We start from the raw sequence: 21,715 nt of genomic DNA, 5'->3' as shown, positions 1-21,715 counted from the left end.
GGCCTCCACCGGGGAGTTCGGGTGAGCGAACCGGTACGGGGTGAAATCAGAGCCGAATTCCGGAATTCCGGCCCGTACAATTCCGATTCATGGAGACCCCCACCCCCGATCCCCACTCCGGCGCGGTCCTGGACGGACGCTACGTCCTCGGGGAGCGCCTTCGCAGTGATGCCTCGGGGAGCGCCTACGCGGCCCACGACCGCGCCACCGGGACGACCGTCGTCGTCACCGTCCTGCACCCGTGGCTGGTCGGCGACGCGCCGGCCGTGCACGCCTTCCGCGGCAGGGCGCAGCACCTGGAGGCCGTCTCCCACCCGGGCCTGGCCCGGTTCCTCGACCACGGCCGCGACGGGGACCGCGTCTACGCCGTCAACGAGTACCTTCGCGGCGAACCCCTCGCCGAGGTCCTGGACGGCACCTCCCCCGTCCACGAGCCGCACCGGGCGCTCACCGTCATCGCCTCCGTCCTGGAGGCGCTCGACGCCGCCCACGCCCAGGGGATCGTGCACGGCGCCCTGACCCCCGACCGGGTCGTCGTCGGCGACGACGGGAGGGCGGGCATCACCGGCTTCCCGCTCCTCTTCGACGCCGCCGAGGACGAGGCACCCGACACCCGGACCGACGTGCGCGCGGTGGGCCTGCTCCTGCACGCGCTCATCACCGGCGAGCCGGCCGACCCCGGCGAGGCGCGCCCGCTGCGCCCCTCGGCGCTGGTGGACTCCCTGCCGCCGGACCTGGACATGCTGGTCGCCAACGCGACCGACCCCAACCCGCGTTACCGGCCCCGCGACGCGGGCCAGTACCTCACCCTGGTCGAGCAGGTGATGCGGTCGCTGTCCCGGCCGTTGGAGGAGGGCGGCGCCGACACCACCCGCCCCATCCCGATCGCCGCCGCCGAGCTCCCCGCACCCCGCCGCGGACCGCTGCGGCGCCGCGTCCCCGGGCTGGCGGCCGCCGTGCTGCTGGTCGCCGCCCTGTTCGCGACCGGGTGGGCGCTGTTCCCCCGCGAGCCCGAGGCCACCCTCCCCGACCTGGCGGGGGTCGCCGCGGAGGAGGCGGAGGCGCGGCTGGAATCGCTCGGCCTGGGGCTGGTGGTCCGCTTCCGGGACACCTACCACGACACCGTCGAGCCGGGCGGGGTCGCGGGCAGCGAGCCGGGCCCGGGCGCCGTCCTGGCCGAGGGCGACGCGGTCATGCTGGCGCTGTCCGTCGGACCCCGCCACGCGGATGTCCCTGACGTGGTCGGCGACACCGAGAACGAGGCCCGCGACCTGCTGCGCGAGGCGGGGTTCACCCGCATCGACGTCGTCCAGGAGCACTCCGCCGAGCAGCTGCCGGGGACCGTCCTGGCCACCGAGCCCGCCGCGGGACGGGAGGGCGACCGCGAGGACCCGGTGGTCATCCGGGTCAGCGAGGGCGTCATCGTCCCCTCGCTGGACGGGATGACGCAGGAGGAGGCCGTGGACGCCCTCACCCGGGTCGGCCTGACCGCGGTGGTCGTCGAGCAGCACCACGAGACCGTCGAACCGGGCGGGGTCAGCGCCCAGAACCCCGAGCCGGGGTCGATCCTGCCCGAGGAGGGCGAGGTCTCGGTGACCGTCTCGACCGGCCCGGAGCCCGAGGAGGAGCCCTCGGAGTCCCCGTCGGAGACCCCCTCGGAGGAGTCCGAAGGCGACCGCGACGAGGAGTCCGACGACGGGGACGGCGGCGGGCACAACGACGGGCACGGCGGAGGCCAGGGCGGAGGCTGGGACGACCACTCCTGCTCCGCGCCCGCCTGGAGCCCCGGCACCACCTATGAGGAGGGGGAGCGGGTCAGCCACAACGGCCGCGAGTACGAGTCCCGCTGGTGGAACCAGGACAACGAGCCCGACTCCGGCACGCTCTGGGGCCCCTGGTCCGACCGCGGCCGCTGCTGAGCCCGGCGCCGGGCCCGCGCCGCGCCCGCCCCGGGTGCGGCCCGGGCCCGGCGCCGGGCGCCGCGCGGCGCGGTCAGCGGAAGTCGTCGGCGCGGTCGCGCGCCCACCGGGAGAAGGGCAGCGCCGGGCGGCCGAGCACCCTCTCGACGTCCCCCGACACCTCCTCGGGGCGCTCGGCCAGTGAGGCCCAGTACTCCAGCGCCGCCTCCGCGTACCCGGCGTCCCCGAACAGGGCGGTGAGCTCCGCCGCCGCCTCCTCCCGGGGCTGCTCCTCCCACCGCGCCGCCACGCCGACGGCCTCGCCGAGCATCCGCACCTGGTCCCGCTGGGACACCGCCTCCGGGCCGGTCATCAGGTAGGCCCTGCCCGCGTGCCCCTCGTCGACCAGGGCCCGCACCGCCACCTCGGCGACGTCGCGCTCGTGCACCAGGGACCGCCGCGCGTCCCCGTACGGGGCCCGCACCGTGCCGGTGCGGACCCGCCCGGACCACTGGAGCGCGTTGGCGGACAGCCCGGTCACCCGCAGGAAGACCCACTCCGCCCCGGAGTCCCGGACCACGTCCTCCACCGCGCCCCACGACCCCCGCTCGCCGGGGTCCCCGCCACCGGCCTGCGCCGCCGAAAGGTAGACGACGCGGTCCGCGTGCCGGGCCAGCGCCGCCGCCACCGGCCCCACCCCCTCCGCCGTCATCAGCGGCCACACCAGGTAGGCGGCCCGGACGCCCTCCGCCGCACGGGCCACCGCCTCCGGGTCGGTGACGTCGCCGGTCACGGCCTCCACCCCGGCCGGCAGGCCGTGGTCCTCCCGGCGGACCAGGGCGCGCACGGGCACGCCCTCGGCCAGCAGTCCGGCCACCACGTGCCGGCCGGTGTTACCCGTCGCCCCGGTCACCAGTACGGGTCGCTCCATGGTCGTTCCCCTCGGTTCCGCGGCCGGATCGCCCGGCCGTCGGAGGACAGCCTGGTTCCTCAACAAATGTTGAGGTCAAGGCCCGAGGTTCCCGAAAGGACCCTATGGCGCCCCTCTACACCGGTTCGCGCCCGAATGTATGTCACATGTACATGTGAAACGGATCACCGTAGCTCTACCTTCGGGTTGGCACCCCATCCCCCAGCGCGGGCGATCGTGACGAGGCGGTGCCGACTGGAGGAAGAGAAATGCGCAAGACCCCCCTGACCGCCGCCTCCTGCGCGGTCGTCCTCGCCCTCACCGCCTGCGGCAGCCCCGGCGAGGCCGCGGGAGGGGGCGGGGACGGGCCCGTCAGGATCGGCATCGTCTACTCGGCCACCGGCCCGCTGGCCACCTACGGCGAGCAGTACAGGCAGGGCCTGGAGGCCGGACTCGACTACGCCACCGGCGGCACCATGGAGATCGACGGCCGCGCCGTCGAGGTCGAGTACATGGACGACGGCGGCGACCCCACCGCCGCGGTTTCCGCCGCCCGCGAGCTCATCGGCACCGGCCACGACATCATCGCCGGGTCCACCGCCTCGGGCATCGCCGTCCAGGTCGCCCCGTTGGCCGAACAGGACGACATCCTCTTCATCTCCGGCCCGGCCGCCACCGACGCCGTCACCGGCATCAACGCCAACACCTTCCGCTCCGGCCGCCAGACCTACCAGGACATCCTCGCCGCGGGCAGCTTCATGGACGACGCCGAGGGCTCCAAGGTCGTCGTGTTCGCCCAGCAGGGCACCTTCGGCCAGGCCAACGTCGACGCCGTCACCGCCGTCCTGGGCGGGGAGGGAGCCGAGGTCGACAGCATCCTGGCCCCGGCGGACACCACCGACCTCACCCCCTTCGCCGAGCAGGTCGGCAAGGCCGACGCCGACCTGGTGTTCGTCGCCTGGGCCGGGGAGACCGCCGCCGCCATGTGGCAGGCCCTGGACCAGCAGGGCGTCCTCGCCGACACCGAGGTCGTCACCGGCCTGGACATCAGGGCGTCCTACCCGGTCTTCGGCGAGGCCGGCGGCGACATCTCGTTCCTGTCCCACTACTTCGACGGCGCCTCCGACACCGAGGCCGCTCAGGCCATGCGCGAACGCGTCGAGGAGGCGGGCGGCACCGTCGACCTGTTCACCCCCGACGGCTTCACCGCCGCCCAGATGATCGTCCACGCCGCCACCGAGGGCGACACCACCGCCGACCGCGTCGCCGCCCTGGAGGGCTGGACCTTCGACGGCGTCAAGGGCGAGCTGACCATCCGCGCCGAGGACCACGCCCTGCTCCAGCCCATGTACCAGGTCGAGCTGGTCGGGTCCGGCGACTCCGCCGAGCCCGAGCTGGTCGCGGAGATCCCCGCCGCCGACGTCGAGCCCGTCGTCGCGGAGGGGTGATGGCCACCGACACCCCCGCGGGCGCGGCCACCGCCGCCGCGCCCGGCGCGGCCGCGGCCACCTCCCTGGCCCTGGACCACCTGAGCTGGTCGGTCGGCGGCGCCGTCATCGTCGACGACATCACCATGCACGTCGCCGAGGGCGAGTTCGTCGCCCTCATCGGACCCAACGGCGCCGGCAAGACCTCCCTGTTCAACCTCGTGTCCGGCCTCACCCGGCCCACCGCGGGCACGGTCTCCCTGGGCGGCGCCGACATCACCCGGTACGCCCCGTACAAGCGGGCCCGCCTGGGCATGGGCCGCACCTTCCAGACCTCCAGCGTCTTCGCCGACCTCACCGTCGGCGCCAACGTCGGCCTGGCCGTCCAGGCCCGCACCGGCGACTCCCGCAGGTTCTGGAAGCGCGCCGGGGACGGCGGCCCCGAGGCGGCCGCCGCCCTGGACCTGGTCCGCCTCTCCCACCGCGCCGCCGCACCGGCCGGAGACCTCTCCCACGGCGACAAGCGCAAGCTCGAACTCGCCCTGCTGCTGGCCCGCCGCCCCCGGCTCATCCTCCTGGACGAGCCCATGGCCGGGGTCAGCGCCGGGGAGGTCGGCGAACTCACCACCGTCATCCGGGACGTGCACCGCGAACAGGGATGCACGGTCCTCATGGTCGAACACCACATGGAGGTGCTCCTCGACATGGCCGACCGGCTGGCCGTGATGCACCACGGCGCACTGCTCGCCTTCACCGACCCCGACTCCGCCATGGCCGACCCCGACGTCCAGGCCGCCTACCTCGGGGACGGGGCGTGACCGCCGCCGGACCGCTGCTGGAGGCGGTCGACCTCAACGTGTGGATCGAGGGCTCCCACATCCTCCAGGGCGTCTCCTTCGCCATGCCCGAACGCGGCGTCACCTCCCTGCTCGGCCGCAACGGCGTCGGCAAGACCACCACCGTCAAGGCCGTCCTGGGCCTGGTGCCCCGCACCGGCCGGGTGGTCTTCGACGGCGCCGACACCACCGCCGAGCCCACCCACGCCATCGTCTCCCGGGGCATCGGCTACGTCCCCGAGGAACGCGGGATCTTCGCCGCCCTCACCGTCGCCGAGAACCTGCGCATCGCCGAGCGGCGCCCCGGACCCCACCGCTACGGCCTCGTCCACGAACTGTTCCCCGAGCTCGCCGCGCGCAGGGACCAGCCCGCGGGCACCCTCTCCGGCGGCCAGCAGCAGATGCTCGCCATCGGCCGCGCCCTGCTCAACGACAACCGCCTCCTCATCGTCGACGAGCCCACCAAGGGCCTGGCCCCCCGGATCGTCCGCGAGGTCGCCGACGCGGTGGCCCGCGCCGCCGAGGAGGTGCCGGTGCTGCTGGTCGAACAGAACCTGTCCCTGGTCCGCCGGGTCGGGGGCGACGCCGTCGTCCTGGACGCCGGCCGGGTCGTCCACACCGGCCCCGTCCCGGACCTCCTGGACGACGCCGACCGCGTCCGCGAACTCCTGGGCGTGTCCCGCGCGGCGGCCGCCCCCGCCGCCGCGCCCGCCACGGGCACGGCCGCCGACACCGAAGGGAGGCCGACCGCGTGAGCACCGTGGTCCTCCTCATCGTCACCGGGCTCGGCCTGGGCGCCCTCTACTTCCTCATCGCCTCCGGACTGTCGCTGATCTTCGGCCTCATGGACGTGCTCAACTTCGCGCACGGGGCGTTCCTCGCCCTGGGCGCCTACGGCACGTGGTGGGCGGCGAACTTCCTGCCCGGGGCCGGCCCCGACGGGCCCGGGTTCCTGCTGGCCCTGGTGTTCGGCGTCGCCGCCGGGACCCTGGCCGCCACCCTCGTCGAACTGTGCGTCATCCGCCCGCTCTACGGCAGGCACCGCGAGCAGATCCTCGCCACGGTCGGCCTCAGCCTGGCCACCCCGGCGCTCCTCCAGGCCGTCTGGGGCGCCGACCCGCTGACCTTCCCCAAGCCGGACCTGGTCCGGGGCACCGTCGAGGTGCTCGGCGCCAGCATCCCCAGGGACCGGCTGCTGCTCATCCTCGCCGCGGCAGCCCTGTTCACCGCCCTGTGGCTGTTCAACTCCCGCACCCGCTACGGGCTCATCGTCCGCGCCGGGGTCCAGGACCGGGCCATGGTCACCGCCCTGGGCATCGACGTGCGCAGGTCGTTCACCCTGGTGTTCGCCATCGGCGGCGCCGCGGCCGCGCTGGCCGGGGCGCTGGGCGGCCTCTACTACGGCGTGGTCACCCCCACCCAGGGGATGTCGCTGCTGATCTTCGCGTTCATCGTCGTGGTCATCGGCGGCACCACCTCCCTGACCGGCTGCGCGATCGCCTCCGTGACCGTCGCCCTGGTCCAGCAGTTCGCCAACTACTACACCGTCGCCGGACTCGGCGACATCGCCGTGGTCATCGTCCTCGCCCTGGTGCTGCTCACCCGGCAGGGCGGACTGGCCGCCAAGAAGTCCGCGGAGAGGGTGGCATGATCACCGAGACCGAACCCCGGGCGGCCGCCCGGGCCGACGACACCGCGGCCCCGGCCGCGGGCGGGCGGCGCCGACTCCCCCGCTGGGCCGGCCCTGCCGCCGTGCTGGTGGTCCTGGCCACCCTGCCCTTCTCCACCCTGACGGTCCCCGGCCTGTTCGAGGGCGCCCTCAACAGCCCGGCCACCCTGCACCTGCTCGCGTTCTGCCTGGTGTTCGGCGGCCTGGCCACCAGCTACGACCTGCTGTACGGGAGGGTGGGGCTGCTGTCCTTCGGGCACGCCCTGTACTTCGCCTGCGGCGCCTACACGGCCGCGCTCCTGATGCGGATCCTGGAGCTGCCCCTGCTGTGGGCGGCGCTGGTCTCCGTCCTGGCCGGAACCCTGCTGTCCCTGCTGCTGGGAGCGGTGGCACTGCGGGTCAACGGCATCGCGATGGCCATGGTCACCCTGGCGTTCGCCCAGGCCGGGTCCATCCTGGTGGCCCGCGACCCGGGCCGGGTGACCGGCGGCGAGGAGGGCCTGTCGCTCAACACCGCCGTGGTCCCCGACGCGTTCGTGGGCGTCATGGACACCGCCAACCTGTACTGGGCGGCGCTCGCCTACGCCGCGCTAGCGACCGTCATGGTGTGGTGGCTGTCGGCCTCCCCGGTGGGCCGGGTCTGGCAGGGCATCCGCGCCAACGAGCAGCGCGTCGCGGTGCTGGGCGTCGACCCCTACCCGTACAAGCTGGCGGCGTTCACCGTCGGCGGCGGCCTGGCCTCCCTGGGCGGCGTGGTCTACCTGCTGGTCACCGGCGGGGTCACGCCCACCATCACCACCGCCGAGTTCACGCTCACCCTGCTGGTGATGGTGGCCCTGGGCGGGGCGGGCAGCCGCTGGGGCGCGGTGCTGGGCGCCGGGCTGTACACCTACGCCGAGCACCGGCTGCGCCAGGCGGGCGGGGAGGCCTTCTCGGCCCTGCCCGACTGGATCGCCGCCCCGCTGTCGCAGCCCCTGTTCATCCTCGGCGCGCTCTTCGTCCTGATGGTCTTCTTCTTCCCCGGCGGCCTGACCGCGCTGCCCGGGCGGGTCCGGTCCGCGCTGCGCGGCCGCCGGACCGCACACGAGTGAGAGGGATATCCGCATGAGCGACACCACCCCGGTCGGCGGGGACGAGTACACCGTCCCCGTCCCCGGGGGCGACCTGGCCGTCACCCGGTGGGGTGACGGCCCCGGCGTCCCCGTCCTGGCCGTCCACGGCATCACCGCCAATGGCCACTCCTTCGCCCGGACCGCGGCCGAGCTGGCCGCCCGCGGCGGCCCCCCGCTGCACGCGCCCGACCTGCGCGGGCGCGGGGCCAGCGGCACCCTGCCCGGCCCGCACGGCCTGGCCGCCCACACGGACGACCTCGTCGCCGTCCTGGACCACCTGGGCGTGGAGCGGACCGTCTGGGTCGGCCACTCCATGGGCGCGTTCGTGGCCTGCCTGGCCGCCGTGCGCCACCCCGACCGGGTGGCCGGGCTGCTGCTCGTCGACGGCGGCCACGGGCTCCCCGTCCCCGCCGGGACCGACATCGACGCCGTCCTGGGCCCGGCCATGGCCCGGCTGCGCATGACCTTCGGCTCCCCCGACGACTACCGGGCGTTCTGGCAGAGGCACCCGGCCTTCGCCGGTCGGTGGAACCCCTGGGCCGACGACTACGTCCTGCGCGACCTCACCGGGACCGCCCCCGAGCTGCGCTCCACCTGCGACGAGGCGGCCGTGCGGGTCGACGGCGGGCAGGTCCTGTCCGACACGGAGGTCCTCGGCGCGATCCACCGGCTCACCGTCCCCGCCCGCCTGCTGTGGACGGCGCGCGGGCTCATGGACGAAACGCCCGGGCTGTACACGCCCGAGCGCCTCGCCGGCCTGCCCGACACCCTGGCCACCGTCGAACTCCCCGACGACAACCACTACACGCCGCTGTTCTCCTCAACCGCCCGGCTGCTCGCCGAGCAGGTCCACACCCTTGTCCAGGAGACCGTGCAGGTGCAGGGCCAGCTGTAGCTCCAGCGCGCGGTCGGGGTGCTGCCAGTCCTCCCCGAGGAGCTGGCCGATCCGCTCCAGGCGCTGCGACACCGTGTTCACGTGGATGTGCAGCGCGGTGCGGGCCCTGGACAGGTTGCCCCCGGCCGCGAAATACGCCTTCAGCGTCTCCACCAGCACGGTCCCGCGCCGCTCGTCGTACTCCAGCAGCGGACCCAGCGCGGACCGCACGAACCCCGGCACGTCCCGGTCCCGGCCCAGCAGCAGCCCCGAGAACCCCAGGTCCTCGGCGGTCGCCAGGTCGCCCTCCCGGCCCAGCGCCCGCAGCGTCTGCACGCACCGCGCCGCCTCGGCGAACGCCGGCCGGAACCGCTCCGGGCCGCCCGTCGGCCCGGCCAGCCCCACCGTCACCGGCGCACCCCCGGCCGCCAGGGCCAGCTCCTCGGCCGCACGCCGCCCCGCGGCCCTGGGGTCGGTCCCCGGCAGCGCCAGCACCAGCCGCCCCGCCCGGCTCCCGGCCAGCCCGCCGGTGGTCTCGGCCACGTGCGTGGCCGCCGACCGCAGCCGCCCCGGGTCGGCGCCCGGAGCCTCGGCCACCACCAGCACGTGCGGTGCGTCCAGGTCCGCGTGCAGCAGGGCCGCGCGCTCCCGCAGCGAACCCGGGTCGCGCGCCGGGGTCTCCAGCAGCTCGTTGAGCAGGTCGCCGCGCACCCGGTGCTCGGTCTCGCTCACCGAACGGCGGATCAGCAGCAGCAGGGCCGTCACCATCGCCGCCCGCTCCAGCACCCGCTGGTCGGTCTCGTCCAGCTCCACCCCGCGCAGCACCAGTGTGCCCAACGGTTCGCTGCCCGCCGCGGCCGACGCCACCCAGGCGTTCCCGGCGCGCACCGCGCGGCCGCTCGCCAGCGCCGCCCTCACCGCCTCCTCCACGGCCCCGTCCGGCTCCGGCGGGTGCGAACTCTCGGTCACCGACCCCTGCGGGGTCGCCGTCACCGTCACGTCCGTGGTCACGTCCCGGACCGTCACCGACCCGCCCAGCACCTCGGCGATCGCCGCCGCCACCTCCCGCACCCCGCCGCCGCGCAGCACCAGGTCGGTGAGCCGGTCGTGGGCGGCCGCCGACCGCTCCACCGACGCCGTGTGCCGCTGCAACCGCTCGTTGACGGTGTGCAGCTCGTCCAGCGCCCGCCGGGTGTCGTCGATGAGGTTGGCGCTGTCGATCGCGATCGCCGCGTGTGTGGCCAGCGACGACAGCAGCGCCACCTCCGAGTGCGCGAACGGCCGCTCCCGCCGGTTCGCCGCGAACAGGACCCCCACGTCCCGGCCGTTCATCTTCAACGGGACGCCCAGGATGGCCACCAGGCCCTCCTCGCGCACCGCGTGGTCGATGTTCTCCGCGTGGGCGAACCGCGGGTCGGCGAAGTAGTTGGCCGTCACGTACGGCAGCGCCGTCTTGGCCACCAGGCCGCCCAGCCCCTTGCCCGCGCCCAGCCGCAGCTGCTGGAACGACGCCGACACCGACCCCGACGTCACCCGCATCACGGTGCCGCCCGCCTCCGGGTCGCTCAGCGTCAGGTACGCGATGTCGGTGCCCAGCAGGTTGCGCGCCCGCTCCACGATCGCCCGCAGCACCTGGTCGAGGCTGCGCATCCCCGCCAGGTCGTTGGCGGTCTCGAACAGGGCGCTCAGCTCCGACTCACGGCGCTGCCGGTCCCGCATCACCGACCGCACGCGAAGCGCGGTCAGCTTGGCCGCCTCCAGGGCCGCCACCACCTCCGGGTCCGCGCCCTGGGCGCGGGCCCGCAGCACCGGGCGCTCGTACTCCACCGCCGGCGCGTCGCGCAGCAGCAGGTCCAGGAAGGGGGCCTGGCCGGCGACGCCCGCCGGGTCGTCGCCGGGCCGGGAAGGGGTCGTGTTCAGCTCGCGCTCCATGCTCCGTCCACCGGCAGCGACGCCCCGTTGATGTACGACGCGTCGTCACCACACAGGTAGGCGACCAGCTCGGCCACCTCTTCCGGTTCGATCAACCTCTTCAGCGGGGTCCGTGCCAGCAGCACCTCCGACACCACCCGCTCCTCGGGGATGCCGTGCGCCGCCGCCTGGTCCGCGATCTGCTTCTCCACCAGCGCCGTGCGCACGTATCCCGGGTTCACACAGTTGGAGGTCACCCCGTGTGGGGCCCCCTCCAGCGCCACCACCTTGGAGAACCCCTCCAGCCCGTGCTTGGCCGTCACGTACGCCGACTTGTAGGCCGAGGCGCGCAGCCCGTGCACCGAGGAGATGTTGACGATCCTTCCCCAGCCCCGCCCGTACATGTGCGGCAGGGCGCCGCGCACCAGCCGGAAAGGCGACTCGACCATGAGACGAAGGATGAACGAGAACCGCTCGGGAGGGAAGTCCTGCACCGGCGAGACCGTCTGCACGCCGGCGTTGTTCACGACGATGTCGCAGCCCCGCGCGGCCTCCTCGGCGGCGTCGAGGTCGGTCAGGTCCAGTACGACCGGCTCGCCCACACCCCGGTCGGCCAGGGCGCCGAGGGCGTCGGCGTCCACGTCGGCCAGACGCACGGAGGCGCCCGCGTCGGCCAGGCGCAGGGCGCAGGCCCGGCCGATGCCGCCGGCGGCACCCGAGACGAAGGCGGTCTTGCCGGTCAGGTCGACCCGGGCGGTGCGCTCCGCGGGCCGGGGGGAGGGGGTCCGGGGGGCGCGCCGCGCCGTATCCGCCGGGAACTCGTGCGTCGTCATGGCAGCAAGGTAGGCCCGAGCGCGCGGCCGGGGGATAGGAGGCGGGGACACACCACCGGACTCGGACATGTGGACATCGGCCATGCCCCCGGAGCCCCCTGTGGGGTTCGCACTGGACAGTGGCGTGTGATCGGGGTCTCTGCTACATGTCGCATGGGTCACACGCGCGTTAGGGTCCGGGCAACGGTTCGGCCGAACCCCCCGCTCACGCCGTATCCCAGGAGGCAACCCCCATGGACTCCGCCGCCCGCCGGGCGCGGGTGCCCCTCGCCCTCGCCCTGGCCACCGTCCTCGTCACGGCCGCCGCACTGCTGGCCGCCCTGGCGCCCCGCGCGCACGCCGCCGCCCTCACCCCCGTCACCTCGTTCGGTACCAATCCCGGCAACCTCTCCCTGTACACGTACGTGCCCGACGGGCTGTCAGCCGACGCGCCCCTGGTGCTGCTCTTCCACGGCTGCGCCCAGGACGCGGCCGCCTACCACCGCCACTCCGGCTGGGCGCAGGCCGCCGACGCGGGCGGGTTCGCCCTCGCCTACGCCGAGCAGAAGACCGCCAACAACGCCAACCGCTGCTTCAACTGGTTCGAGCCCGGCGACGTCGCCCGCGACTCCGGGGAGGCCCGCTCGGTCCGGTCCATGGTGGAGCACACCGTGTCCGCCCACGGTCTGGACGCCGACCGCGTGTACGCCTCCGGCCTGTCCGCCGGCGGTGCCATGGTGAGCGAGGTGCTGTCGGCCTACCCCGACCTCTTCGCCGGGGGCTCCATCGTCGCCGGGATCCCCACCGGCTGCGCCTCGAGCATGATCGACGCCTTCACCTGCATGAACCCCGGCCGGACCCAGACCCCGCAGCAGTGGGGCGACAGGGTCCGCGCCAAGAACCCCGGGTGGACCGGGTCCTGGCCGCGCGTGGCCGTCTGGCACGGCACCTCCGACACCACCGTCGCCCCCGCCAACGGCACCGGCAGCGTGCGGCAGTGGACCGACGTCCACGGCATCTCCGGCTCCCCCACCGCCACCGAGTCGCTGCCGGGGTCCACCACCGCGTCCTACTACGGCGGGGCCGACGCCGCCTCGGCGCGGGTCGCGCACTACTCGGTCTCCGGGCTGGGGCACGGCACCCCCGTCGACCCGGCCTCGGGCTGCGGCACCGCGGGCGCGTACTTCCTCGCCTCGGTCTGCTCCACGGGGTACACCGCGGGGTTCTGGGGGCTGGCCGACGGCCCCGGCCCCGATCCCACCGACCCGCCAACGGAGGAGCCCACCGAGGACCCCGGGTCCGGGGAGTGCGTGCGCGCCACCAACTACGACCACGTCCGGGCGGGCCGCGCCGTCCAGCGGCTCGGCCTGGCCTACGCCGCCGGCTCCGACGACCCGCTCGGCCTGTGGAACGTGTTCGTGACGACCTCCCTCACCGAGACCTCGGCCGGGTACTGGGAGAACACCCCCGGCGCCTGCTGAGCCCCCGGGAAACGGGAGCGGGCGGGCCGGGGATCCCTCCCCGGCCCGCCCGCCGGTCCCGGGCCGGGCACGACCCCCGCGGCGCCCGGACCGCCCGTCGCCGCGTTCATCCCCGAACGGGCGCGGTGACGGAGACAGGCACCTCTCGGGCCTGTCAGTCCTGTGTGCCGGGGTCCGGCGCCCCGCGGGCGCCCTCCCCGGCGAGCGCGGCGAGCCGCGCGGGCATCCGGGCGCGGCCGCCCAGCACGTTCCCGGTCAGCCGCCGCAGGGCCAGCCGGGTGGCCTCGAACTCCTCCTCGGGGAGGTCGATGGCCTCCCCGACCGCCTCCGGGATCCCCTCGGCCAGCTCCCGCATCCGAGCACCGGACGGGGTGAGCGCGACCAGCACCGACCGCTCGTCGCGCGGATCCCGGCCGCGGTCCAGCAGCCCGCGCGCCTCCAGCCGCTTCAGCAGCGGGGTGAGTGTGCCGTAGTCCAGCTGGAGCGCCGAGCACACGTCCTTGACCGAGCACTCCCCCCGCTCCCACAGCAGCATCATCACGAGGTACTGGGGATAGGTGAGGTTCAAAGGCTCCAGGAGCGGCCGGTAGAGGTTGGTGACCGCACGCGAAGCGGCGTAGAGAGCGAAACACATCTGCTCATCGACGCGGGGGAGGGGGAAATCGTCCTCGGACGTTTCAGGTCGGTCGGGCATCGGCAACATGGTAGTAACCCCGTACCCGATGTCAAAGCACACAAATGTCTTGCACGCGAGGAAAAAAGGAACCCAATTCCCCGAGGATTCGGATTCCTTTCATGGTCCGGCATTTCCGCACGCCCGGGCCCGGGGAGGGGACGGCACCCGGACCCCGCCGTCACTGGCGCGGAACGTCGAACGGAAGCCTGCGCTTGACCACCTTTCCGGCGGCGTTGCGCGGCAGCTCCTCCAGGAACACCACGTCCCGGGGCACCGAGAACCGGCCCAGCACCCCGCGCACCCGCATCCGGATCTCGTTCGGGTCCGGCGACGCGCCCTCGTGCGGCACCACGAACGCCGCGAAGCGCTGGCCGAACTCCTCGTCCGGCACCCCCGCCACCACGACCTCGCGCACGCCCGGGAGGGCGACGATCGCCTCCTCCACCGGACGCGGGAACACGTTCTCCCCGCCGGAGACGATCATGTCGTCGTCCCGGCCGGCCACGTGCAGCAGCCCGTCCGCGTCGATGTACCCCCGGTCCCCGGTCTCCATGAGACCGTCGGCCACCCGCTTGCTCCTGCCGTTGGTGTACCCGTCGAACAGCATCGCGTTGCCGACGAAGATCGACCCCTCCCGCCCCGGCGGCAGCTCCGCCCCGTCGGCGTCCACCACCGCCAGCCGGGTCCCCAGAGGCGCCCGCCCCGCCGTCGTCGGCGAGGTGCGCATGTCCTGCGGCGTCGCGATCGTCGCCCACGACACCTCGGTGGACCCGTACAGGTTGTAGAGCACGTCCCCGAACTCGTCCATGAAGCCCGTGATCAGCTTGGGGCTCATCGCCGACCCGCTCACCGCCACGATCCGCAGCGACGACGTGTCGTAGGCGGCCCGCGTCGACCTGGGCAGGTCGAGGATCCTCTGCAGCATCACCGGCACCGCGAACAGCGCCGTGCACCGCTGCTCCTGGACCGTCCGCAGCACGTCCTCCGGCTCGAACACCCGCCGCATCACCAGGGTCGCCCGCATCGTCATCCCCAGCTGCACCCCCGCCAGCCCCCAGGCGTGGAAGGCGGGCGCCGACACCAGGATCCGGTCCGAGGACCGCAGCGGGATCCGCGACAGGATCGACGCGGCGTCCTGCGGGCCCCGCGGGGTGGGCCGCCGGGCACCCTTGGGCGTACCAGTCGTCCCCGACGTCAGCACGATCAGCCGACCCGGGCTCCCGGGCGGCTCCTGGTCCGCGCCGTCCAGGGGGACGCTCCCCCACGCCAGGTCCGAGGCGCCGGAGTCGCTCCACGCCGTCAGCCGCGGGATCTGCGCCGGGATGAGCGCGCACAGCTCCGCGAACTCCTCGTCGGCCACCAGCACGGTGATCCCGTTGGCCTGCGCCACGTCCGCCAGCTGCGGTGCCGAAAGGCCCGTGTTCAGCAGCACCGTGTCCGCGCCCAGGCGGCCGCAGGCGATCATCGTCTGCACGAAACCGCTGTGATTGCGACACAGCAGCCCCACCCGGCTCTGGGGACCCGCGCCCGCCTCCCGCAACGAGCGGGCCAGCGCACGCCCGCGCAGGTTCATCACCGCGAAGGTGCTCTCCCCGCGCTCGTCGACGACCGCGGCGTGGTCGGGGGCGCGCTCCTCGGCGGCCGCGTATCCGCCCGCGATCGTCGCCCCCCACGTCCTGAGGGCGCGCAGCTGTCGGGCGATCCTGTCCGGGCGGCCCGGCGCGAGGACGCCCGCGCGCACCAGGACCCGGGCCACCTCGAAGGTGTGTCGTACACGGGACGGACCATCGGTAGCCATGCTGTCTCCGGGGGGTACGGGGACGGGCGAAGCCTTCCGCGCCTCACCGGGCGGCCTTCGCCGCGTGGACCACCCGGAAATACTGCGACCGTAGGCGACGGGGCGGAGCGTTTCTCCGTACGCGGATGAGCGGTCACCCGCCGTTCCTTGTCACTTCGGGACACGGTCGCCCCGCCGACATGTCGACACCGCATGTCGACACCGCGTGTCGACACGTCGCCTCACATGTCGATGGTGAGCTCCTCCCCGCTCGGCTCCGCCCTCTCCCCTTCCGGCTCCAGGGACACCCACAGCTGGTCCGGCGAGCCCATCCCCCCGGCCAGCCCCGCGTGGTGCCCGCCGTCCGAGGCCTCCAGCACGCCGGCCGGACGCACCTCGCCGCCCGAGAACCACCACATCCGGTAGTCCATCCCCTCCGGCGCCCGCGGCAGCCCCTCCACCACCAGGACAGCGGCATCCCGGTCGTACGAGGCGAACAGCGTCGCGCGGGCGTCCCCCAGCGGGGCCTCCATCATGTTCGTGTCGGACGCGGCCAGCAGCGCCTCCATCTCCGCCGCCCGGGCCTCCTGCGCGGCCAGCCGCTCGTTGGCCGACACCAGGGCCCCGGCCAGCACCGTGCAGAACAGGGCCAGCGCCGCGGCCAGCCCCCACGGGGCCCACCGCGCCAGGTTCCGGACCCGGGCGCGCCCGCCGGCCTGCCCGGCACGGCGCGGCGGCTCCTGCCGGGTCCGCTCCGCCTCGGCGCGCAGGGCCCGCCACACCTGCTCCCCGGGCCGGACCGCCTCGGCACGCGCCAGCCTGGCCGTGGTCTCGCGGAACTCGGCGAGGTCCCGGCGGCAGTCCTCGCACTCCGCGAGGTGCCGCTCCGCCCGGCGGGCCTCCTCCGGCTCCAACGCGTGGACGGCGTACCCGGCCGTCAGCCCGTGCTCCCCGGTCCGTCTCACACCGCCACCCCCAGGCAGTCCCTCAACTTGATCAACCCGTCGCGGAGCCTGCCCTTGACGGTGGTCAGCGGCACCCGCAGCAGGTCGGCGGCCTGCCGCTGCGTGTACCCGGTGTAGTAGGTGAGGCGGACCGCCTCACGCTGCCCCTCGGTCAGCCGCCGCAGGCAGCGGCGCACCTTCTCCTGCTCCAGGCGGTTCTCCACCTGCTCGGGCACCGCGTCGTGCGGGGTCGCCCCCGGCTCCAGCCGGCCCGCCGCCGACAGCCTGTCCGACGCCGCCTGCTCCGACCGGACCCGGTCCACCGCCCTGCGGTGGGCGATGGTGCACACCCACGCCGCCACGCTCCCCAGCTCCGGATCGTGCCGCGAACCCGTCCGCCACACCTCCAGGAAGACCTCCTGGCACACCTCCTCCGCCTGCGCAGTGTCCACCAGCACCCGCCTGGCCACCCCGAAGACCGGCCCCGACAGCTCCCGGTACACCTCTTCGAACGCTTCCAGGTCGCCCAGGGCGACCCGGCCCAGCGGCTCCGCCAGAGGGTCGCCCCGCCATGTCCCCGCCCCTTCCGGAGCCGGGTGCGATCCCGCCCGTATCACCGGACCACCAGCCTTCCCTGTTCGTTCACCCCGGGGTTCGGACCAGAGGGGCGCCGGGAGACCCCGTCCGCGGATCCGTGATCCTTCTGTTACCCGAAGACGTGTCGCCCTCCCGGAACCGGCTCCGAACGAGGGGCATGACCGACACACCGAGCAGCCTCCCCGCGGTCCCGGCAGCCGTCGCGGGACTCGTGTCCGCGGGCGCCGCCCTGGCCGCGGCCGAGGCCGTCGGCGCCCTCGTGTCCCGCCCCGCGGCGAGACCGCTCCAGGCGGTCGGCGCCGGCGTCATCGACCTGGTGCCCCTCCCCCTCAAGCAGTTCGCCGTGGACACGTTCGGTACAGCGGACAAACCCGTCCTGCTCGGCGGCATCGCCGTCCTCCTGGCCTGCGCGGCCGTGCTCATCGGCATCGCCGCCGTACGCAGGCGCGCCGCCGCGATCACGGGGACGGTCCTGTTCACCGCCGTCGGCCTCACCGCCGCACTGACCCGGCCCGACGCCGGACCTCTCGACGCCCTGCCCACCCTGGCGGGCGCCGCCGCCTTCGCCGCGGTCCTCACCCTCCTCACCCGGACCCCCGCCCCGCCCGGCGGGGACGGCCGGGGAGGCTTCGACCGGCGCAGGTTCGTCCTCCTGGCCGGAACCGCCGCGGCGGCCTCGGCCGCGGTCGCCGCCGGAGCCCGGCTGGCCCCCGCCGGCCGGGGCGGCCTCACCCCCGCCGACGTCACCCTGCCCGTCCCCGGCGACCGCGCCGCGCCCCTGCCGGACGGCATCGACCTGGAGATCGACGGGCTCGCCCCGCACTTCACCCCCGACGCCGACTTCTACCGCATCGACACGGCCCTGTCCGTGCCCCGCATCGACGCCACCGCCTGGTCGCTGCGCATCCACGGCCTCGGGGTCCGCGACGAGCTCGTGCTCACCTACGACGACCTGCTCGGCCACCCCGACCTCCGCGAACGCGACATCACCCTCGCCTGCGTGTCCAACCCCGTCGGCGGCGAGTACATCGGCAACGCCCGGTGGACCGGCGTCCCCCTCGCCTCCCTGCTGGCACAGGCCGGGGTGCGCTCCCCCGCCGACGGAGGCCCCGCCGACCAGCTGGTCTCCCGATCCGAGGACGGGATGACCATCGGCACCCCGGTCGCCGACGCCATGGACGGGCGCGACGCCATGCTCGCGGTCGGCATGAACGGCCGCCCCCTCCCCCGCGAGCACGGTTTCCCCGTCCGCATGGTCGTCCCCGGGCTCTACGGCTACGTGTCGGCCTGCAAGTGGATCGTCGACATCGAGCTGACCACGTTCGACTCCTTCGACGCCTACTGGGTCCCCCGCGGCTGGGCGGCCCGGGGACCGGTCAAGACGCAGTCCCGCATCGACACCCCCCGCGAGGGGGCGGACCTCCCGCCGGGCCCCACCACCGTGGCCGGGGTCGCCTGGGCCCAGCACACCGGCATCGACAGGGTCGAGGTCAGCATCGACGGCGGCCCCTGGACCGAGGCCCGGCTCGCGCCGGAGGGGACCGCCGACACCTGGCGCCAGTGGGTCCTGGAATGGGACGCCGAACCGGGCGGGCACCGCATCGCCGTCCGCGCCACCGACCGCGCCGGCCGGACCCAGACCCCCGACCAGGCGCCTCCCGCGCCGGACGGGGCCACCGGCCACCACAGCGTCACCGTGACCGTGGCCTGAGACCCCGCCCCCCGCACGGGGGCGACCCCGGCCCGGACCGAGGGCCGGGGAACCGAGAGAAGAGGAACCGGAGATGCCCACCACCTTCCACAGGGCCCGCCGCCTGCTCGCCGCCGGGGCCATCGCCGGTGTCGCCGTGTTCGGCGTCGCCGCATGCGAGAACACCGCAGAGGGCGGCCCGGTCGACACCGAGGAGATGTCCGAGGAGCCCATGGACGACGAGATGTCCGAGGAGCCGATGGAGGACGGGACGGAGGAGTCCGGCGAGATGACGGACGACATGTCCGGGGACGACTCCATGTCCGAGGAGCCCATGGAGGACGACATGTCCGAAGAGGACCCCATGGACGGCGAGATGTCGGAGGAGCCCATGGACGACGAGGGCTGACACCCCCGCGCCCGGGCGACGGCCCCCGACCGCTCCCCGGAGCGGAACGGGGGCCGCCGGCCGCGTGCGTCAGCCGGTCACGGTGATCGGCGAGGACGGGTCGTCGGCGTTCGTCACCAGGTAGGTCGCGGTGAAGCCCGACTCCGTGGCCTCCACCGGGCAGCCGAAGCCGCCCTCCACCACCACCGGGGCGGAGGTGTCGAAGGCCAGCGTCGAAGCGGGCGAGCCGTTCGTCCAGGTGCCCGACACCCCGACCGGGGCGTCGGGGCTCACCGTCGCGGTGCACGAGGCCAGGCCGCTGGTGGTCACCACGATCCCGCCCGCGGGGACGGTCATGGTGCCCACCGACGGGGAGCCGTTCTGCATGGACATCTCCCACACCGGGTCCGCCACCGTGACGGTCGCGTCCACGAACAGCACGTTCGTCGAGCAGTCCTCGAACGTGGGCGCGTTGATCGGCCCGGACACGGCGCCGTCCGGGTTGTGGTTGCCCGGGGCGGCGGGCACGAGGTTGTTCCCGCCGCCGGGGTCGGTGGCCGAGACGTCGCAGGTGATCACGACGCTCCCGGCGGTGAAGGTGGCGCTGCCGGACAGGGACGCGGAGAACGCGGCCCCGGCCGGCTCGACCGTCGTCGGACCGGCCTGGGCGGCCAGCGCGGTGCCGCCGGGCAGCAGCAGGGCGGCGCCGGTCAGGGCGAGCAAGGAGTAGGTGCGGGATCTCGGTCGCGGAACCGACATGAACACTCCTAAGAGAGGACTTGTGCCAGGGATGCGCGCCATTCGGTAGCCGTGGTTTTCCGGACGGACCGGGACGGGCGGCGCCCGTCCCGGTGGTCTCAGGCCCCGGACCGGTCCCGCCGGGCCCCGCGCCGCGGCGGCCGTGCCACGGGCCGCCAGGCGAAGGCCAGACCGCCGCCGACCAGCGCCAGCAGCGTCCCCACCACCAGACCGCCCAGGTTGGACAGGACCAGCGCGCCCAGCCCGAGGAACCCCGCGAGGGAACCCGTGATGACGTGCTGGGCGGGGGTGAACCAGGTGACCAGCCCCAGGACGACGAGCATGCCCCCGAACAGCACCGAGGAGACGGTCCCGACGCCGGTGTGCACCATCAGCTCGACCGGCATGGCGACCAGCGAGGCCATGACCACCCCGGAGGCGATGATCAGGAGCCCTCCGGCGAACGGGCGGCGCCTGCGCCAGGCCGTCCACCGGCTCAGAAGCACTCGTCCTCCCCGAGGCTGACGCCCAGGTTCAGATCGGCGAGGCGGAACGTGCCCGCGGTCGCGGCCCGGGCGGTCTGCTCCAGGTCCTCGACCACGATGACGTCCGACTGCATGCCGAACAGGTCGTTGAACCCGGCGGCGCCCCGCGGACCCTTGTCGAGGGTCCCGGCGTCCCGGCCGATCTCGATGTTCTCGAACTCGGCGTCGCCGCCCATCTGCGACATGTCGATGACCAGGTTCTCCGCGGTCACCGGCGAGCCCTGGTCGCCGGCGGTCAACCGGAGCGAGATCGCGCCGACGATGGGGAACTCGGTGAGCACCGACTGGCACAGGCCGACGATCTCGGCCTCCCGGATCCCGGCGACCGCGACGGGGACGGCCTCCCTGCGGACGGTCTGGTCGAGCCAGCCGTACTGGACGAAGCCCTCGCCGTGCAGGCTGTCCGCGGAGATCTTGAACTCCTGCCCGGACACGGAGAACGAGGCGGCCAGGGCGCCCTGCGCCATGGCGACCAGCAGCCCGCCGACGGCGACGCCCGCGGGGACGCAGAACAGCGCGAAGCGCTTCCAGCTGGTGTGGCTCCGGGGGGAGTCGGCGCCGACCTCTTCGGGGGATGTGCGGTCCATGAACGTCCTTCCGGGTGCGCCCGCACAGGGCACGGATGCGAACACGTGCGACCGCGTCGCGCCCGCCGTCCCCCCGAACCACGGCACACGGTCACCGGCCGGATGAAGGGCCGGTAATGCTGCACATCATGGAACGGGGTCAGGGCGATTTCAAGGGTGGTCCCGGAAGTTTCCGGCGATTCCCGCAATTGCTCACGAAAAGGCTCTGACGTGCGGCGACCGAGAAAAAGAAGAGCGTGTGCACCGCCTCCGCCCCCGACCCGGACGCGCCGGCCGCCGGAGGAGCCCGCCGTTTTGTCACCCCGGTGAGCGAAGCCCCGCGCGAGCCCCGTCCACCGGTGAGCGGGGCCGGCGCGGGCCGATCGCGAAGGGAGCCGGAAGCACTGCGGGGCGGGGGATGCGGCGTGTGAGTGGCGACACAGGCGGTTCGGTTTGCCGCGGCCCCCGGAGGGGGGTAGTGTTCTCCGAGTCGCCAACGGGACGGCGAGCGGCTCCACAGGATGTCGACTCGGAACCGGACCGGGATCAGCGACGAACTCCCTTCCGAAGTGAGCGGTTCGAAGCACTGCTTCGACCATGTAAACTCGGTCGGGTCGCCTCGAAAGAGGCACACGCCTTCACTGAAATCAGAAGGACCCGGAAAACGCCGATTTGGCGGGGAACGGGAACACTGATAAAGTGAAGACACAACAAAGCGGAAACGCAGACGCCTTCCACGGAAGAGCAACCAGGAGCCGTAAGGACTCCGGGGCTTGTACGGGAAGGGCGGTTGCTTCTTGAGAACTCAACAGCGCGTGTTCGATTTTTACAGCCAAGTTTGTTTTGGCCCCGTCACACGAGAAT

The 21,715-nt window shown here is 74.1% G+C and carries 20 protein-coding genes; 10 read left to right on the top strand and 10 right to left on the bottom strand.

The window, feature by feature from the left end:
• The first annotated feature begins 89 nt into the window (after positions 1 to 89).
• Positions 90 to 1,919 carry a PASTA domain-containing protein gene (locus tag ABZ249_RS10870; RefSeq protein ID WP_355260327.1) on the top strand — a complete coding sequence of 610 codons (1,830 nt, stop codon included), beginning with the start codon at positions 90 to 92 and terminating at the stop codon, positions 1,917 to 1,919.
• 73 nt (positions 1,920 to 1,992) lie between these two features.
• Here ABZ249_RS10870 and ABZ249_RS10865 read toward each other — a convergent pair whose 3' ends face one another.
• Positions 1,993 to 2,829, bottom strand: coding sequence for an NAD(P)H-binding protein (locus ABZ249_RS10865; protein WP_355260324.1), 837 nt, complete (start codon positions 2,827 to 2,829; stop codon positions 1,993 to 1,995).
• A gap of 248 nt (positions 2,830 to 3,077) precedes the next feature.
• Between ABZ249_RS10865 and ABZ249_RS10860 the strand changes: the two genes are divergently transcribed.
• The 6 genes from ABZ249_RS10860 to ABZ249_RS10835 are packed head-to-tail and all read left to right on the top strand — an operon-like array spanning position 3,078 to position 8,747.
• Entirely contained in the window at positions 3,078 to 4,256 is a 1,179-nt protein-coding gene (locus tag ABZ249_RS10860) for a substrate-binding domain-containing protein (RefSeq protein ID WP_355260321.1), read from the top strand.
• On the top strand, positions 4,256 to 5,053 hold the full coding sequence (locus ABZ249_RS10855) for an ATP-binding cassette domain-containing protein (RefSeq protein WP_220564052.1): 798 nt from the start codon (positions 4,256 to 4,258) through the stop codon (positions 5,051 to 5,053). The genes ABZ249_RS10860 and ABZ249_RS10855 overlap by 1 nt, the downstream gene beginning before the upstream one ends.
• Positions 5,050 to 5,826, top strand: coding sequence for an ABC transporter ATP-binding protein (locus tag ABZ249_RS10850; RefSeq protein WP_220564053.1), 777 nt, complete (start codon positions 5,050 to 5,052; stop codon positions 5,824 to 5,826). The genes ABZ249_RS10855 and ABZ249_RS10850 overlap by 4 nt, the downstream gene beginning before the upstream one ends.
• Positions 5,823 to 6,722, top strand: coding sequence for a branched-chain amino acid ABC transporter permease (locus ABZ249_RS10845; protein WP_220564054.1), 900 nt, complete (start codon positions 5,823 to 5,825; stop codon positions 6,720 to 6,722). The genes ABZ249_RS10850 and ABZ249_RS10845 overlap by 4 nt, the downstream gene beginning before the upstream one ends.
• Positions 6,719 to 7,831 carry a branched-chain amino acid ABC transporter permease gene (locus tag ABZ249_RS10840; RefSeq protein ID WP_355260316.1) on the top strand — a complete coding sequence of 371 codons (1,113 nt, stop codon included), beginning with the start codon at positions 6,719 to 6,721 and terminating at the stop codon, positions 7,829 to 7,831. The genes ABZ249_RS10845 and ABZ249_RS10840 overlap by 4 nt, the downstream gene beginning before the upstream one ends.
• Before the next feature lie 13 nt (positions 7,832 to 7,844).
• Complete coding sequence (locus tag ABZ249_RS10835; protein WP_355260313.1) at positions 7,845 to 8,747, top strand: alpha/beta hydrolase; 903 nt, start codon at positions 7,845 to 7,847, stop codon at positions 8,745 to 8,747.
• Here the strand turns inward: ABZ249_RS10835 and ABZ249_RS10830 are convergent.
• Positions 8,673 to 10,658, bottom strand: coding sequence for a GAF domain-containing protein (locus ABZ249_RS10830; protein ID WP_355260310.1), 1,986 nt, complete (start codon positions 10,656 to 10,658; stop codon positions 8,673 to 8,675). The two genes, ABZ249_RS10835 and ABZ249_RS10830, sit on opposite strands and share 75 nt — an antisense overlap.
• The gene (locus tag ABZ249_RS10825) at positions 10,643 to 11,470 is read right to left on the bottom strand and encodes a 3-hydroxybutyrate dehydrogenase (protein ID WP_220564058.1); all 828 of its coding nucleotides are present in this window, start codon (positions 11,468 to 11,470) and stop codon (positions 10,643 to 10,645) included. The genes ABZ249_RS10830 and ABZ249_RS10825 overlap by 16 nt, the downstream gene beginning before the upstream one ends.
• Positions 11,471 to 11,703: 233 nt before the next feature.
• Between ABZ249_RS10825 and ABZ249_RS10820 the strand changes: the two genes are divergently transcribed.
• Positions 11,704 to 12,930, top strand: a complete 1,227-nt coding sequence (locus ABZ249_RS10820; RefSeq protein WP_355260307.1) for a PHB depolymerase family esterase — start codon at positions 11,704 to 11,706, stop codon at positions 12,928 to 12,930.
• A gap of 154 nt (positions 12,931 to 13,084) precedes the next feature.
• On the opposite strand, the gene ABZ249_RS10815 is transcribed toward ABZ249_RS10820, so the two are convergent.
• The 4 genes from ABZ249_RS10815 to sigK form a co-directional block, all read right to left on the bottom strand.
• Entirely contained in the window at positions 13,085 to 13,624 is a 540-nt protein-coding gene (locus tag ABZ249_RS10815; RefSeq protein ID WP_355260304.1) for a MarR family transcriptional regulator, read from the bottom strand.
• Positions 13,625 to 13,784: 160 nt separating this feature from the next.
• A complete protein-coding gene (locus ABZ249_RS10810; RefSeq protein WP_355260301.1) occupies positions 13,785 to 15,404 on the bottom strand; it encodes an AMP-binding protein in 1,620 nt (539 codons plus the stop codon).
• A gap of 221 nt (positions 15,405 to 15,625) precedes the next feature.
• Positions 15,626 to 16,348: an anti-sigma factor gene (locus tag ABZ249_RS10805; RefSeq protein ID WP_355260298.1), complete on the bottom strand. Its 723-nt coding sequence runs from the start codon at positions 16,346 to 16,348 to the stop codon at positions 15,626 to 15,628.
• On the bottom strand, positions 16,345 to 16,944 hold the full coding sequence (gene sigK / locus ABZ249_RS10800) for an ECF RNA polymerase sigma factor SigK (RefSeq protein ID WP_355260295.1): 600 nt from the start codon (positions 16,942 to 16,944) through the stop codon (positions 16,345 to 16,347). The genes ABZ249_RS10805 and sigK overlap by 4 nt, the downstream gene beginning before the upstream one ends.
• A 137-nt stretch (positions 16,945 to 17,081) precedes the next feature.
• Between sigK and ABZ249_RS10795 the strand changes: the two genes are divergently transcribed.
• Positions 17,082 to 18,635, top strand: a complete 1,554-nt coding sequence (locus ABZ249_RS10795) for a sulfite oxidase (protein ID WP_355260292.1) — start codon at positions 17,082 to 17,084, stop codon at positions 18,633 to 18,635.
• A gap of 73 nt (positions 18,636 to 18,708) precedes the next feature.
• A complete protein-coding gene (locus ABZ249_RS10790) occupies positions 18,709 to 19,023 on the top strand; it encodes a hypothetical protein (RefSeq protein WP_355260289.1) in 315 nt (104 codons plus the stop codon).
• Positions 19,024 to 19,092: 69 nt separating this feature from the next.
• Here the strand turns inward: ABZ249_RS10790 and ABZ249_RS10785 are convergent, their stop codons facing one another.
• The 3 genes from ABZ249_RS10785 to ABZ249_RS10775 all read right to left on the bottom strand — a co-directional run bounded on the left by ABZ249_RS10785 (position 19,093) and on the right by ABZ249_RS10775 (position 20,872).
• Positions 19,093 to 19,761 (bottom strand): hypothetical protein, encoded by a 669-nt coding sequence (locus tag ABZ249_RS10785; RefSeq protein WP_220564066.1) that lies wholly within the window; start codon positions 19,759 to 19,761, stop codon positions 19,093 to 19,095.
• Positions 19,762 to 19,859: 98 nt separating this feature from the next.
• Positions 19,860 to 20,246, bottom strand: a complete 387-nt coding sequence (locus ABZ249_RS10780; protein WP_220564067.1) for a DUF6114 domain-containing protein — start codon at positions 20,244 to 20,246, stop codon at positions 19,860 to 19,862.
• Positions 20,237 to 20,872: a DUF6230 family protein gene (locus ABZ249_RS10775; RefSeq protein ID WP_355260286.1), complete on the bottom strand. Its 636-nt coding sequence runs from the start codon at positions 20,870 to 20,872 to the stop codon at positions 20,237 to 20,239. The genes ABZ249_RS10780 and ABZ249_RS10775 overlap by 10 nt, the downstream gene beginning before the upstream one ends.
• Positions 20,873 to 21,715 lie beyond the last annotated feature (843 nt).

It is taken from the genome of Nocardiopsis sp. NPDC006139, assembly GCF_040614155.1.
Taxonomy (GTDB): Bacteria; Actinomycetota; Actinomycetes; order Streptosporangiales; family Streptosporangiaceae; genus Nocardiopsis; species Nocardiopsis changdeensis.
Note: the sequence above shows the minus strand (reverse complement) of the source record. Positions and strands in the feature narration are given on the sequence as shown.

Coding starts and splice junctions, on each gene's coding strand:
- ABZ249_RS10870 (WP_355260327.1), top strand. CDS start 90: ATGGAGACCCCCACCCCCGATCCCCACTCCGGCGCGGTCCTGGACGGA.
- ABZ249_RS10865 (WP_355260324.1), bottom strand. CDS start 2,829: ATGGAGCGACCCGTACTGGTGACCGGGGCGACGGGTAACACCGGCCGG.
- ABZ249_RS10860 (WP_355260321.1), top strand. CDS start 3,078: ATGCGCAAGACCCCCCTGACCGCCGCCTCCTGCGCGGTCGTCCTCGCC.
- ABZ249_RS10855 (WP_220564052.1), top strand. CDS start 4,256: ATGGCCACCGACACCCCCGCGGGCGCGGCCACCGCCGCCGCGCCCGGC.
- ABZ249_RS10840 (WP_355260316.1), top strand. CDS start 6,719: ATGATCACCGAGACCGAACCCCGGGCGGCCGCCCGGGCCGACGACACC.
- ABZ249_RS10835 (WP_355260313.1), top strand. CDS start 7,845: ATGAGCGACACCACCCCGGTCGGCGGGGACGAGTACACCGTCCCCGTC.
- ABZ249_RS10830 (WP_355260310.1), bottom strand. CDS start 10,658: ATGGAGCGCGAGCTGAACACGACCCCTTCCCGGCCCGGCGACGACCCG.
- ABZ249_RS10825 (WP_220564058.1), bottom strand. CDS start 11,470: ATGACGACGCACGAGTTCCCGGCGGATACGGCGCGGCGCGCCCCCCGG.
- ABZ249_RS10820 (WP_355260307.1), top strand. CDS start 11,704: ATGGACTCCGCCGCCCGCCGGGCGCGGGTGCCCCTCGCCCTCGCCCTG.
- ABZ249_RS10815 (WP_355260304.1), bottom strand. CDS start 13,624: ATGCCCGACCGACCTGAAACGTCCGAGGACGATTTCCCCCTCCCCCGC.
- ABZ249_RS10810 (WP_355260301.1), bottom strand. CDS start 15,404: ATGGCTACCGATGGTCCGTCCCGTGTACGACACACCTTCGAGGTGGCC.
- ABZ249_RS10795 (WP_355260292.1), top strand. CDS start 17,082: ATGACCGACACACCGAGCAGCCTCCCCGCGGTCCCGGCAGCCGTCGCG.
- ABZ249_RS10790 (WP_355260289.1), top strand. CDS start 18,709: ATGCCCACCACCTTCCACAGGGCCCGCCGCCTGCTCGCCGCCGGGGCC.
- ABZ249_RS10785 (WP_220564066.1), bottom strand. CDS start 19,761: ATGTCGGTTCCGCGACCGAGATCCCGCACCTACTCCTTGCTCGCCCTG.
- ABZ249_RS10775 (WP_355260286.1), bottom strand. CDS start 20,872: ATGGACCGCACATCCCCCGAAGAGGTCGGCGCCGACTCCCCCCGGAGC.